At 38.2% G+C, this 13,199-nt stretch carries 10 protein-coding genes; 6 read left to right on the top strand and 4 right to left on the bottom strand.

The genetic code is table 11. The features are described from left to right. The first annotated feature begins 41 nt into the window (after positions 1-41). Together ACE2AL_RS05020 and ACE2AL_RS05025 are read left to right on the top strand one after the other, a co-directional pair. The gene (locus ACE2AL_RS05020; protein WP_206082972.1) at positions 42-779 is read left to right on the top strand and encodes a hypothetical protein; all 738 of its coding nucleotides are present in this window, start codon (positions 42-44) and stop codon (positions 777-779) included. A 4-nt stretch (positions 780-783) separates the two neighbouring features. Beyond that, entirely contained in the window at positions 784-1,479 is a 696-nt protein-coding gene (locus tag ACE2AL_RS05025) for a hypothetical protein (RefSeq protein ID WP_375084082.1), read from the top strand. Positions 1,480-1,529: 50 nt separating this feature from the next. Here ACE2AL_RS05025 and ACE2AL_RS05030 read toward each other — a convergent pair whose 3' ends face one another. Both ACE2AL_RS05030 and ACE2AL_RS05035 read right to left on the bottom strand, forming a co-directional pair. After that, complete coding sequence (locus ACE2AL_RS05030; RefSeq protein WP_206082970.1) at positions 1,530-2,357, bottom strand: phosphoenolpyruvate hydrolase family protein; 828 nt, start codon at positions 2,355-2,357, stop codon at positions 1,530-1,532. A gap of 11 nt (positions 2,358-2,368) precedes the next feature. Next, on the bottom strand, positions 2,369-3,586 hold the full coding sequence (locus tag ACE2AL_RS05035) for a Tm-1-like ATP-binding domain-containing protein (RefSeq protein ID WP_349415628.1): 1,218 nt from the start codon (positions 3,584-3,586) through the stop codon (positions 2,369-2,371). A 357-nt stretch (positions 3,587-3,943) separates the two neighbouring features. On the opposite strand from ACE2AL_RS05035, the gene ACE2AL_RS05040 reads away from it, so the two are divergent. Together ACE2AL_RS05040 and ACE2AL_RS05045 are read left to right on the top strand one after the other, a co-directional pair. After that, positions 3,944-4,585, top strand: coding sequence for a TetR/AcrR family transcriptional regulator (locus tag ACE2AL_RS05040; RefSeq protein WP_272574245.1), 642 nt, complete (start codon positions 3,944-3,946; stop codon positions 4,583-4,585). A 162-nt stretch (positions 4,586-4,747) separates the two neighbouring features. Next, entirely contained in the window at positions 4,748-5,788 is a 1,041-nt protein-coding gene (locus ACE2AL_RS05045; RefSeq protein ID WP_206082967.1) for an AbrB family transcriptional regulator, read from the top strand. A gap of 68 nt (positions 5,789-5,856) precedes the next feature. Here the strand turns inward: ACE2AL_RS05045 and ACE2AL_RS05050 are convergent, their stop codons facing one another. Further along, on the bottom strand, positions 5,857-6,207 hold the full coding sequence (locus ACE2AL_RS05050) for a YacC family pilotin-like protein (RefSeq protein WP_206082966.1): 351 nt from the start codon (positions 6,205-6,207) through the stop codon (positions 5,857-5,859). Between the two features lie 240 nt (positions 6,208-6,447). Here ACE2AL_RS05050 and cueO point away from each other — a divergent pair, with 240 nt between their 5' ends. Then, positions 6,448-8,097 carry a multicopper oxidase CueO gene (gene cueO, locus ACE2AL_RS05055; protein WP_375084085.1) on the top strand — a complete coding sequence of 550 codons (1,650 nt, stop codon included), beginning with the start codon at positions 6,448-6,450 and terminating at the stop codon, positions 8,095-8,097. A 127-nt stretch (positions 8,098-8,224) separates the two neighbouring features. After that, positions 8,225-8,761 (top strand): hypoxanthine phosphoribosyltransferase, encoded by a 537-nt coding sequence (hpt, locus tag ACE2AL_RS05060; RefSeq protein ID WP_206082964.1) that lies wholly within the window; start codon positions 8,225-8,227, stop codon positions 8,759-8,761. Positions 8,762-8,831: 70 nt separating this feature from the next. Here the strand turns inward: hpt and ACE2AL_RS05065 are convergent, their stop codons facing one another. Next, a complete protein-coding gene (locus ACE2AL_RS05065; protein WP_375084087.1) occupies positions 8,832-12,986 on the bottom strand; it encodes a filamentous hemagglutinin N-terminal domain-containing protein in 4,155 nt (1,384 codons plus the stop codon). Between the last annotated feature and the right edge of the window lie 213 nt (positions 12,987-13,199).

The following is a 13,199-nucleotide window of genomic DNA, read 5'->3' on the forward strand; positions in this document are numbered from 1 at the left end:
AGCTTATTCAGAAAGTAAAATTGATAATCTGGAGTGAGATCATGGTTAAGCCGTCAGGGAATGAGCAATTAAAAACAGGAAAAAATAAAAATCAAGGTTTCTTCCCAAAACAACCCTCAGTAAAAAGTGTGAAAGAAAGCTCGCACTCTTTTAGCCTTATTCGTGCTTTTTCTAAAATAATTAATTACGGTTTTTCCCTTTTCTATGTTGGGTTTATTTTATCCGTTTGGTTCTTTCCTGAGTACTACACTGTGGAAATTATTTATAACCTGACCATTATTCTAATTTTTGAATTTATTTTGATTCACTCTGGCGTCTTTATGGCGGTATTTCGTGATTGGCGAATATTAACCTTATTTGCGCTTTTCTATGGCTTATTTGCATTGGTAATTAATATGTCAGTATTAGGGGATTCACCCTTGATACTTTATTTATATAGTGCGACGGTCGCGAACCGGATGCTATTTGGTTTAACCAGCCGCAGCGAACAAGAACGCAATGAAAATATGGGCTATTCAGCACTAATGGCGCTCAATTTTATGTTTTGTATTTTTCTCGTATTAATTTTATCTTTCCTTGTGCCTTATGGTGGGTTAACACCTGAGTATTTGCGGTCTATTGGTTATTACGCCAGTATTTCCACGGGGGGAGAGTTTCCTGACAAGCCTCATGTCGCTTTTGCGTTTGGAGTGCTCTACTTTGGGTTACCCATTTTTATGGCCTGTTTAATGAATTTCTTGTGTAAAGGTCACTCTATTTACCGAGAAAAAGGAAAGTAAGTTCGTGGCAAGGAAGATAAGAAACAAAAAAAATACCAATAAGCATTCATCATCATTCTCAGTAAAAGGGAAGCGCCATTTTATTGCATCAGGTAAACCTCAAGGTGTTATGCACTTTCTACCTTCGCTGGTGGATCACGGCTTAACTATTTTTTATATCGGTTTTTTATTGTCTTTGTGGTTTTCCCCTGATTGGTCAGGTGTTGAAGTGGTTTACAATATGGTATTGATACTGTTGTTTGAGTTTATTCTAGTGCATATGGGCACAATGATGGCAGTACTTCAGCGTGGTTTTTTCTTTATTTTTGTGGCCGCTATTTTAGGTGGCGTGGCTTATATTTTTCATACTACGCAAATTAATTCTTCCGCCATTCTTTATATTTACGCGGCTACGTTAATAAACCGAATTATTATTGGGCGTCAGCAAGGGAATGAGTTTGATAATTTTAATGCCTTCGATGAAGGGATTGCTAAATTACGTCATTATGTTGCGTGTTTTATTATTGCTGTATTTTTAACGCATTATTTGCCTGAAGGGGGGCTTACGGATCAATACCTTGAAGATAATAACTATTATAGCATGTTAAAAATGACAGGGATGACGGAAAAACCGCTTATGATTATTCAATTCGGTGTTTTGTATTATTCAACATCGCTACTTTGGGTTTTGTGGCGTTTTTTAAACCCAAAAAAGAGATAAAAAAAGCGCCTATCGAAATAGGCGCCTGGTGTTGGCAAAAAATAAAAAAATTAACGTGTTATTGATTTAAATTGCTGTGTAGTCTTTGTTAGTGCGACTTCGGTAGGTAAACGCTCCATTGAACTTGCACCATAAAAACCATGGCAGTCAGGGCAGTTTGCTAAAATATACTCGGCATCTTCAGGTGTTGCGATAGGGCCGCCGTGGCAAAGGACAATGACATCATCACGCACCGCTTTAGCTGCTTTTGCCCATTCATTGATAAGAGGTACACAGTCTTTGAGCGTTAGTGCTGTTTCGGCACCAATATTCCCACCTGTTGTTAAACCCATATGTGGCACAATGATATCCGCACCTGCTTTGGTCATTTCAACAGCATCATCAGCACTAAAAACATACGGAGTGGTCAATAAATCTTTTTCGTGTGCCATGCGGATCATATCTACTTCTAGGCCATAGCCCATTCCCGTCTCTTCCAAATTAGCGCGGAAATTACCATCAATCAGGCCAACGGTCGGGAAGTTTTGCACGCCCGCAAAGCCTGTCGCTTTGATGTCATCTAAAAATTTATCAAACTGGCAAAATGGGTCAGTACCGTTAACACCTGCAAGAACAGGAGTGTGCTTAACAACAGGCAAGACTTCTTTTGCCATGTCCATAACGATTTCATTGGCATTGCCATAAGCGAGCAAGCCTGCAAGTGAACCACGACCCGCCATGCGGTAACGGCCTGAGTTGTAGATAACGATTAAGTCAATGCCACCAGCTTCTTCACATTTTGCGGATAAACCTGTACCTGCACCACCGCCGATAATTGGTTCTCCACGAGCAATCATTTCTCTGAATTTTTTCAATAACTCTGCGCGGTTATGTTTCATATTAACCTCTATTATTTGTTCAAAATTTCCTGGTGTAGCTGAATAACCTGTTCACAAAAATCTTGGGAATTTATGTGGTGAGGACTCAAAATAAGCTGTCTTTTTTCTGTTATTATCAAATTTTCTTTCAGTGCATCGATAAACGCTTGGTCCGCAATAGGATCCCAGAACGGTGCACCTTCGGTATCTAATGCGGAAAATCCTGATGTTGGAACAATAAAACGGATTTCGCCATCACAGCGATTTAATCTCTCAGCAATCCAACGACCCATTTGTTGGTTTTCTTCTTTGGTTGTTCTCATCAATGTGACTTGCGCATTGTGATGGTAAAATAAGCGGTCTTGGTATTTTTCAGGTACTGTGGCGGGGCGACCAAAATTCACCATATCCAACGCACCACAAGACATGACGCAAGGTATTTGTGTACGTTGAATGGCACCAAAACGGTCTTCATCACAGGCTAAAACGCCACCAAATAAATAGTCACACACTTCTGTTGTCGTCATATCCAGCACAGAATGTAGTAATTGACTATCAATCAGTTTTTCCATCGCTTTACCACCACTCCCCGTGGCATGAAACACGAGGCAGTCGTATTGCTCTTCTAATTGTGCGGTAAGTTGTTGAACGCAAGGTGTCGTTACGCCAAACATAGTTAGGGCGATGGCAGGTTTGATATCAATATTTTCTTCTTCTTGGTTAAACCAGACGGCACCTGCTATTTGATTTGCTGCGTTTTTTAACACTTTACGAGAAATAATATTTAATCCTGAAACATCGGTGACTGAGTACATCATCGAGATGTCACTTGCACCGATATAACCTGAGATATCCCCAGACGCCATAGTGGAGACCATTAACTTAGGAATACCAACAGGGAGCACTTGCATTGCAGGGGTGATTAATGCGGTCCCGCCCGAGCCCCCTAAACCAAGGATTGCCGCGACATCAGTTTGTGCAGCAAGGTAAAGGCTAAAAGCGTGAGCCATCGCCTCAATCGCTTTGCCACGGTCACCACAAAAAACCGCATCCACACCAAGAGGGTGAAAGCTTGCGATGGTGTGTGCGCTGACATCTGCCTCTTTTTCTAATTGCGTTGGTTGAGTGGTTAAATCAACGGTGCGAACAGCTAACCCAGCGCTTTTAATTAATTCACTGACATAAAATATTTCAGCACTTTTGGTATCCAGCGTTGTGGCAATATAGATAAAACCAGGGTGTTTTTTCATATAAAAATCCTTTCAGATTAGAGTTCGCGTTGAATTTTTCACCGCAATGAGACTATAGTATCATTTTTTACGTTTGTAAAATGAGATTGCAGTCTCATTTTGGGTTTATTGAAGAAACAATTAGTTGATATTATGCATATCATATTGATAAAACATCAGAAATATTATTAGTGCTTTGTATCATAGGGTTGCTAAATTTGTGATAGGGATACAATATTTAATTGTATATACAGGATAGTTTGGGAGATTAAACATTTAACGGTATGTCACTGAGAAGGATAACTTATTTTTGCTTGTGTTTTCTCAGTATTATTGACTAGACTTGATGTAAGAGACAGTATTTTAAGGATAAATAAAATGCCTAAAACTAATTCGGCTCAGGGATATAAGGGAACGCGAAAACGGACTTATCTATTATTGGTAACAACGGCTTTAGATTTATTTGAAAAAGGGGCAATGCCTTCCGTTTCTGAGCTAGCACTTGAAGCGGGGGTTTCCCGTGCAACCGCTTATCGGTATTTTCCCACTCAAAGTGATTTAATCACGGCAACTGTTAATGAAAGCTTAGGGCCCATTTTAACATGGCGGCCTCAGAGTGAAAAAACGGAAGAGCGTATTGATGAACTGCTGACCTTCGCTTTTCCAAGAATGTTTGAGCATGAAGGCGCTTTAAGAGCTGCATTACAAGCCTCATTGCAGCAATGGGCACAAGGGCGTTCTGCTCCGCAAGAGGTAAAAAATAAGCAATTCGAACGGGGAAACCGCAAAGATATTTTAACAATGGTCACAGCACCGATGAAATCGGAATATCCGCAAGAAATTGTTGATAAGGTAATCAAAGCATTTTCCGTTATTTATGGCTCGGAGATTTTCTTAGTGCTAAAGGATATTTGGAAGATGGATAATGAGCAGGTCATTGAATTAGCACAATGGATGGCAAAAGCGATAATTAACCAAGCCATAACCGATAATGCTAAATGTCAAAATAAGGCTCTTTAAAGACAGATTGGGAGGCAGTAAAAATAAGGAAATCAAAAACTAATAATGGTAAAACCGCAGTGAATGATCACTATCATAATAAATAAATGAAAACTAAGGTCATCAGGCATTAATAATATGATATAAATTAAGACTATAAATAATCTTAACGGTTAATGTTGTATGATGAAATTATTTAATATGATAATTGGGATCGTTGTTTGCGCAGTGATTGGAGGGGGACTAACTTACCTTGGTGTCCCACTTGCACTGATGTTTGGCCCAATTATCGCTGTTATCATTTTTCATCGCTTTGGCATTTCTTTTGCTATACCAAAACACACAATTTCTTTTGTTCAAGTGACATTAGGTACCTCGGTTGGTTTGATGTTTAACCAGGTTTCGCTCAATGAGGCTGATAATTTATTCTTGCTGTTATTGATGTTAGTTGTGTGCCTAGCTGTGCAATTTTCCTTTAGTTTTTTTTGGTTTTACCGCAAGGTTGGCTGGACAAAACAAGAAGCTATGTTGGGGTCTGTACCAGGGGCAATGGCTGCCATTTTGGCCTTAACTGACCATACTCACACACCACCACAGAAGATTGTTATTTCCCATACTATTCGCCTTATTATATTAATTTTATTAGCTGGGATTGTGGTTGGGAGCGATGGCGATCCGCAACCGATTATTGAGTTTCCTTCATTAACGCTGGCTGCAACAATGTGGTTATTGCTCATTGTTGTTGTTGGGGTGATTACAGGCTTGATATTGCAGCGTTTTAGAGTTCCTGCACCTTATATGCTCACATCATTAGCCGCAGCAACATTAATACAAAGTTGGGTCGATATTCCATTAAACTTCCCATTAATGCTGACTGAACTGAGTATGGTATTAATTGGGATGAATATCGGTAATCACTTTGTGGTTTTTCCGCTTTCATCATTAATTAAAAATATTTACTCCTCTGCGCAAGTTGTCGTCATCAATATTATTTTGACATTCTTGATTACGGTATTTGCAGCATGGTTAACGGGGTATGATATTTCGGTATTATTACTTGCTTGGGCGCCAGGTAGTATGGAAGCGATGACTTTTGCTGCAATTACAATGAATTTGGATGCAGGATTTGTCATGTCGAATCATATTATCCGCATGGTGATTATTCAAAGCATTCCATCTGTTGTTTTATTTTGGCAAGAACGTAGGGCTAAAAAAATGCAATAAATGTGCTTAGTAGGAGAAGAAAACATGCACTTAAATCCTTGCATGTTTTCTCGACTTAGAGCATGGGGTTATTTTACGTAGGCGAAAAGGCCAAGTGAATCCCGTGCGAGTGACTGGCATTTAAACTCTTGTGTGAGTGGTATTCCCTTCAAGTCGTTATAACTTTCTTTATTTAGCTGAGTCATTTTTTCAGAGTTGTAGTTGCTCAAATCCCATTTATTGCTTTTCGCAAAGTACACGATAGCGCGTTCAATTTCTCTATCGGGAATTTGTGAGTACCCACAGTCATATTTTAGGTAAATAAAAACAGCCGTCAGATCAGCCAGATCTTCAGCTTCGTTAGGGGCAAGAGCTCTGGCAGAATTGGTTATCCCTAACAGAGTCATTATGCATGACATCATTAATATAAATTTGCGCATTCTTTATTCTATCGGGTTTCTATGTCAAGTAACGTTAGCATAAGAATAGAATTGTTAGTCAACTATATTTTTCTTAAATGAATGTAATAAACCCATAATTATTGAGTGGGTTTATTGACCTTCCTGTAAGGGGAGGCTTTATCATTTGTTTTATTAAACCATGTTTTGCAGAGAAAGGGTAATTTCCCTCAACATACTCTGCCAGTGATTATTGATTTGATAATAAAAGGAAGGTTATCAATGTTACGTCGCGATTTTTTAAAATTAAGTGCTATCACATATGCTGCAAGTGCGCTGCCTATTTGGAGCCGCATCGCAGTAGCGGCTGAAAACTATCCCACATTGGCAATTCCCCCGTTACTAGAGCCTGATGCTCAAGGGAATATTCAATTGGCGATCAAGCAAGGAACATCCCAATTTGTCCCTGGTAAGAAAACGACTACATGGGGGTATAACGGTGATTTGCTCGGCCCAGCAATCAGCTTAAAAAATGGCCAAAGTGTTAATATTAATATTGTGAATCAGCTCCCTGAAGATACCACTGTTCACTGGCACGGCTTAGAAATTTCAGGTGAACAAGATGGCGGCCCTCAAGCGATAATCCAACCTGGTGCCAGTCGTAACGTAAATTTTACGGTAAATCAAAGCGAAGCGACTTGTTGGTTCCATCCTCACACTCATGGAAAAACCGGATACCAAGTGGCGATGGGGCTGGCAGGCCTTGTGCTAATTCAAGATGATGACACGGCAAAACATGGTTTACCAAGCCATTGGGGCGTTGATGATATCCCTGTGATTTTACAAGATAAACGGTTGAAAGATGATGGGCAAATCGATTACCAACTAGATGTGATGAGCGCTGCGGTAGGTTGGTTTGGTGACATAATGTTAACCAATGGTGCAGTTTATCCTAAACATGTCGCTCCCAAAGGCTGGTTACGTTTAAGGCTCTTAAATGGTTGTAACGCTCGTAGTTTAAATATCTCCACCAGTGATCGACGTAACATGTATGTCGTTGCGAGTGATGGTGGTTTGTTGGCCGAGCCGATTGCGGTAACAGAGTTACCTATCTTAATGGGAGAGCGTTTTGAGGTGCTAATTGATGCTTCAGATGGTCGTGCATTTGATTTAGTGACATTACCCGTAGGGCAAATGGGGATGACTATTGCACCATTTGACCAACCTCTACCTGTTTTACGTATCGAAACTACATTAACAAATGGTGAAGGTAAATTACCTTCAACTCTTGCTGCAATTTCTGCAATCCCTTCTTTAGCAGGATTAAATCGCCGCCGTTTCCACCTTATGATGGATATGCGTTTAGACATGCAAGGTATGATGATGCTGCGCGAAAAGTATGGTGCTCAAGCGATGGGGAACATGGGCGGTCATGGCGCGATGATGAGCAATATGGATCATGGCGCGATGATGAACAATGGCACCATGAACCATGGTAATATGAGTCAAGGTAATATGGGTAGTGGAAATATGCGAGGTGGCATGGGGAATGGCGGGCATTGCGGCACAGGGACTGGTGATTTAGATATCCATAACGCGAATACCATTAACGGGCAAGTGTTCTCAATGACACACCCAGCATTTGATGCGCCAATGAACCGCCAAGAAATATGGGTCGTTTCAGGGCGTGGTGACATGATGTTGCATCCATTCCATGTACACGGAACTCGATTCCGTATCCTGAAAGAAAATGGCCAGGCTGTTGAGCCGCATCGCCAAGGCTGGAAAGATATTGTTAAAGTTGAAGGGCAGGTGAGTGAAATTTTAGTGGAATTTAAACACCCTGCGACGAAAGAGCATCCGTATATGGCACATTGCCATTTATTAGAACATGAAGACACAGGAATGATGCTTGGTTTTACAGTGAGTTAACCAAATACTTTAGTTTTAGGACGAAATGCAGCATTAAATGTTATTGCTGCATTTTCCTTTATTAGTATCTACGCTTCGCCTATGGTAAAATTACGCGCTTTCCATTCCCATAGATGCGTAATTGAAGATGAAACATACCCTTGAAGTCATGATCTCTGAAGAAGAGATTGCTCAACGAATCAGCGAATTAGCTGAAAAAATCAGTGCTCATTATCAACCACTTGAAGGCGATTTAGTCCTTGTTGGTTTATTAAAAGGGTCATTCATTTTTATGGCAGATTTATGCCGTAAAATTAATGTTCCCCATGAAGTTGATTTTATGACTGTTTCAAGTTACGGCAATGCGATGACATCAAGCCGTGATGTTAAAATTGTCAAAGACTTGGACGAAGATATTCGTGATAAGCACGTTTTAATTGTTGAAGATATTATCGACTCTGGTAATACCTTAAATAAAGTTCGTGAGATTTTCGAATTACGCGGCCCTAAATCTGTCGCTATTTGCACATTGTTGGATAAACCATCACGCCGTGAAGTGGATGTTCCAGTTGAATGGATTGGTTACTCAATCGAAGATAAATTCGTTGTTGGTTATGGTATCGACTACGCACAACAGTACCGTCATTTGCCTTATATTGGCCATGTAACGTTACTCGAAGATTAATATTCTGGGCAATCCCATAAAAAAGGACAGCTAAGCTGTCCTTTTTGTTTTATGGCATACCAGTCATATTTTAGGGGGTATTAATGATGACATTGCTGCCCAAGATTTGCCCGTTAGTGTTTGATAGGCTAGGTGTTGTCACTGTAGTGACATTTCTTGAGTTAATTTTTCCATTATAGTTATTAATAGAATGCGTAGCTTTAGCGGTTAAGCCAAGGTCTGCATTCATTAAACCACTATAGTTGGAAATTGTATTTGCAGTTGCTTTCAGATTTCCTGCGCTTTTTATTTGAGCATAGTTGTTAATGATTTCATTACCCATTGTAATATTAATATCGGCTTCGCCAGAAGCAGGGAAGACAGCATTGGTTTGAATAATGCCAGAAGTATTATTCAATTGGGTACCTTGCATTTTGATACTGCCATTTTCAGCGATAATTCCACCATTTTGTTGTACTAAGCCAAGGTAGGTCGCATATCTGCTAAAGTTAGAGGAATTAGTATTAGAGACATACGTTGCATCCATCACAATATTATTATCAGCTTTAATCAACCCGTTTGTATTGTTTAGATACTCAGAGATAAAGTTAAGATTAAAACCTTTAATATAACCTGCAGTATTAACCAAATTATCGACACGGAATGTTGATTTACCATTTCCTGAGGCGATAACACCTGTGTTAGTTAATTTAGGCGTTGTAATATTTAACAGTTTATCGCTACTAATTACTGAGGTACTGTCATTTTGTATTGCATTTCGTGCGGTAATATCCATACGACCAGTTTCAGCCTTAAGAACGGAAGCGCTATTATTTAAATTGTCAGTATCAATGATAACTCGACGATTAGCACTCACAGTACTAGACTTACCAATGCTTAAATTAGAACCCGTGTAGGTAAAGTCTCTGCCTGCGCTAACATTTGCTTTTTCAATAGTCGCTGATGCAGCATTTATATTAATATCGCCTGCAGCAATAACTGTATCTGCACCCCATTTACTGTAATATCCACTCCAATGAATGAAACTTTTTGCTAAATTAAAATCAATATTACCAGTGATTGATTTAACTAAGCTTCCACTACCGTAAAAGCTATCAAGGGAATTAATACTGACATTTTTGTAAGCGCTAATTAATGCGCTAGGATGATTTACCATCTGGCCATTAGATGTTATATCAACATTGCCGGCACTAGATGTAATGGAATTTTTATTATTAAATACAATGTTGCTAGTCGATGTTATATTAATGTCACCGACAGATTGGATCACTGCGGTATTGTAAATAGAATCCGAATTAACGGTTAATCCCGTACTTCCTGCATTAATTAAACCATTGTTATTAAGTAAATAACCTGAACCGACTGAATTAATATTGATTTTATCAGCATTTAATTTCCCATTAGCTCCAATGGTCACCCCTTTACTAGAGATATTGGTATTAGTCAGTGTAGATAACTCATTACCATTTGCATCAAATAAGTTATTACCTGTAGCGATATTTAACTCTTTTGCATTAACATCACCACTAATAAGTACTGAGCGAGCAATAAAATCAATTGCATCAGCTGAGGATATTGCTTTATTTATAGTGACTTGTCCTTTAGTAACATTATAGCCAATTAAATTACCAGCAACGACTAATGGTGTACCGGTGACAAATGCCCCACGTTCTGCGTTAATAAAGCCACAACTATTACAGGTAATACCTGATGCATTAGCCACAATGACTTGAGCCGCATTACCTGCAACTTCCATCATACCATTAATGGTACTGATGCTATTACCGACAACTTCATTAAGAATAATTTGAGCTTCTTTTCCTGCTGTTATATTGTCATTACCATTAATATTGCCAGCTAACTGAGTTGTGGTTAATGAACTACTATTATTAAAGATGACTCCTTTATCTTTCACATTGAAGCTTTGATAAGTATTATGTGAAATACCTTTATCAGTAGGCTTTTTGATGTGAATAATATTTAGACCATCAGGTCTATAAATGATACCAGTTCCATCAACACTATAGGTTTCGTTTGAATCATAGGTTAAAACTGAAGGGGTATAAAGTTCAGTAACACCTAGTGAGGATAGTTTTCCATAGTAATTATTAATGGAACCTGTCGATTTAATGATTAATTTATTGCCAGAGTTAATTTTACCCCAGTAATTATTGAGTGATTTAGTGTTGATAGCAATACTATTATCGCTGGTTAGTTCACCATAAGTATTATTAAAATCACCCGTTAAATTAAACTCCATACCACCCAAAGGTGCAGCTCTATCTTGGGCTGCGCTTTTGAATAACCCGTAGTTATTATATAGGTAATGACCTGTAACGGTAATGCCACCATTTAAGGTTTCAATACCACCCACTTTATTGATTAACCCAAATTTACTGGAAACTCGGCTAAAATTACTTGAATTATAATTATTTAGTTGATGAGTATTTAACGCCATATTGTTATATGAACGAATATATCCACCGTTATTGTTTAAATAGTTAGCATTGATATCAAGTGTTTTTGCATCAATAAAACCTTGGTCATTATAGATAAAATCAGACGTAATGCTCAGTTTATCGCCAGCAATGAAACCGCCTTTGTTATCAATATCTTTAACATTAATGTTGGACTCGTAGGTTGGCGTTGGAACCGTATTTGGTACATTAGTTGGGGAAATGATTTTACCTGCATTAGTGAGCCTTGCAGATGTAATATTTAATCCACGACCACTACTGATGACTGAGTTTGCGTCATTAGTAATATAATTAGTGACATTTAAATCAGATTTAGCATTAGTGGCAGTAATCGATGATGATTTATTTGTTAGACTATTCGCATCAATGCTCATTCTACGTTTAGCCGTGATAACAGAGTTAATATTTTCTATAGAGGATACAGTGTTTAAAATGACATCTCTACCTGCATCAATTTTAGCATTTTCACTAATAATTCTATCTGCGGTAATATTAATATCTCTACCAGCAATAATTCTATCTTCAGGTCTGACACTTGAATATTCACGCCACTGATAAATTGTACCTCTAGCGTCAATATTGACATCACCTGTCTCGGCTTTGATTAAACCGCCACCATTTTGAATCTCATTGGTTTTAATATTAATATTATTTTTAGCTTGGATGCTCCCACCGTTACGGTTTAAAACAGTATTATTGGTGCGTAAATTAATATCACCTGAGGTTGAAATAAGTTTGCCTTTATCGTTATCAAAGGTTACATATCCAGAATTAGTTTCATTCGTCAGAATATTAAGATCATTTTTAGCACTGACTAACCCTTTGTTATGAAAAGTGTTTACGTTTAAGTCAATATCACCAGAAGACTCTATTTTGTTACTCTCATTAGAGAAAACCCATGCAGATTTAGCCGATAAGCCTTTATCACCCGCTGATATAATCCCCTTATTTTTTACACCGACTCCATTTTCAGTAGAGATTAAGGTGATTTTATCAGCGTACATACCACCTAACGCAGAAACATCAATACCCACAGAAGGTCTACTACCTGTAGCTGCAACAGTAGAGACAACATCACCGTTAGTATCGACAAAGTTATGTCCAGTGACGACTTTGAGCTCTTTTGCTTTTAGTTGGCCGTTAATCACCGCTGAACGCGCGATAATTTCAGTAGGGGAATCAGAAGTTAAACCTTTATTAACGATAATTTGCCCTTTGGATACGTTATAGCCAAGCAATTCACCGTTAGTCACAATAGGTTTACCTGTTGTGAGTGTGGTACTTTCGGTATTAATAAATCCACAACTATTACAAGTAATTCCAGATGCGTTAGCAACAATCACTTGTGCTTTTTTACCTGCAACTTCAACCATACCGTTTAAGTTTGTTGCATTATTGGAGTTGACTTCGTTAATAATAACGGAGGCTTCACCACCTGATAAATTAAGGTTGCCGTTAATCATTCCACCCAATTGGGTATTAACATTATCTTTGCTATTATTTAGAATAACCCCTTTATTATCAACATCAAACTTACTGTATATATTGTGAGAAACACCTTTATCGCTGGCTTTATTAATATGGACGATCGTTGGACCATTACTGTTATTCATGACGCCGGCACCATTGGTATTAATTATTTCTGCTTGAGCGACAGAAGTAATACCTAAAATGGCGGAAACACATAAAACAATCGGTTTTAGCTTTAACGTGGGTGTATAGGACCCAATTTGAATAGGCTGACTCATAGAAATATCCCTAAATATGATTTGAGATTAATATTTGTAAAATAATGATATTTTATTATGACCAATAAATTATGAGTGAAAATAAAAATAAGTATATTTAAAAATACTTAATTGAGATTGTGGTTTTTTTATGAAACAAAATGTTGGGGATTTAATAAAAGCAGGTTAAAGTGTATATTTAATGATTAATTCTTTTATTATCAATTGATAATG

The sequence above is a fragment of the Providencia xihuensis genome (assembly GCF_041953405.1).
GTDB classification, from domain to species: Bacteria; Pseudomonadota; Gammaproteobacteria; order Enterobacterales; family Enterobacteriaceae; genus Providencia; species Providencia vermicola.

Coding starts and splice junctions, on each gene's coding strand:
- ACE2AL_RS05065 (WP_375084087.1), bottom strand. CDS start 12,986: ATGAGTCAGCCTATTCAAATTGGGTCCTATACACCCACGTTAAAGCTA.
- ACE2AL_RS05030 (WP_206082970.1), bottom strand. CDS start 2,357: ATGAAACATAACCGCGCAGAGTTATTGAAAAAATTCAGAGAAATGATT.
- ACE2AL_RS05035 (WP_349415628.1), bottom strand. CDS start 3,586: ATGAAAAAACACCCTGGTTTTATCTATATTGCCACAACGCTGGATACC.
- ACE2AL_RS05020 (WP_206082972.1), top strand. CDS start 42: ATGGTTAAGCCGTCAGGGAATGAGCAATTAAAAACAGGAAAAAATAAA.
- ACE2AL_RS05045 (WP_206082967.1), top strand. CDS start 4,748: ATGATGAAATTATTTAATATGATAATTGGGATCGTTGTTTGCGCAGTG.
- cueO (WP_375084085.1), top strand. CDS start 6,448: ATGTTACGTCGCGATTTTTTAAAATTAAGTGCTATCACATATGCTGCA.
- ACE2AL_RS05040 (WP_272574245.1), top strand. CDS start 3,944: ATGCCTAAAACTAATTCGGCTCAGGGATATAAGGGAACGCGAAAACGG.
- hpt (WP_206082964.1), top strand. CDS start 8,225: ATGAAACATACCCTTGAAGTCATGATCTCTGAAGAAGAGATTGCTCAA.
- ACE2AL_RS05050 (WP_206082966.1), bottom strand. CDS start 6,207: ATGCGCAAATTTATATTAATGATGTCATGCATAATGACTCTGTTAGGG.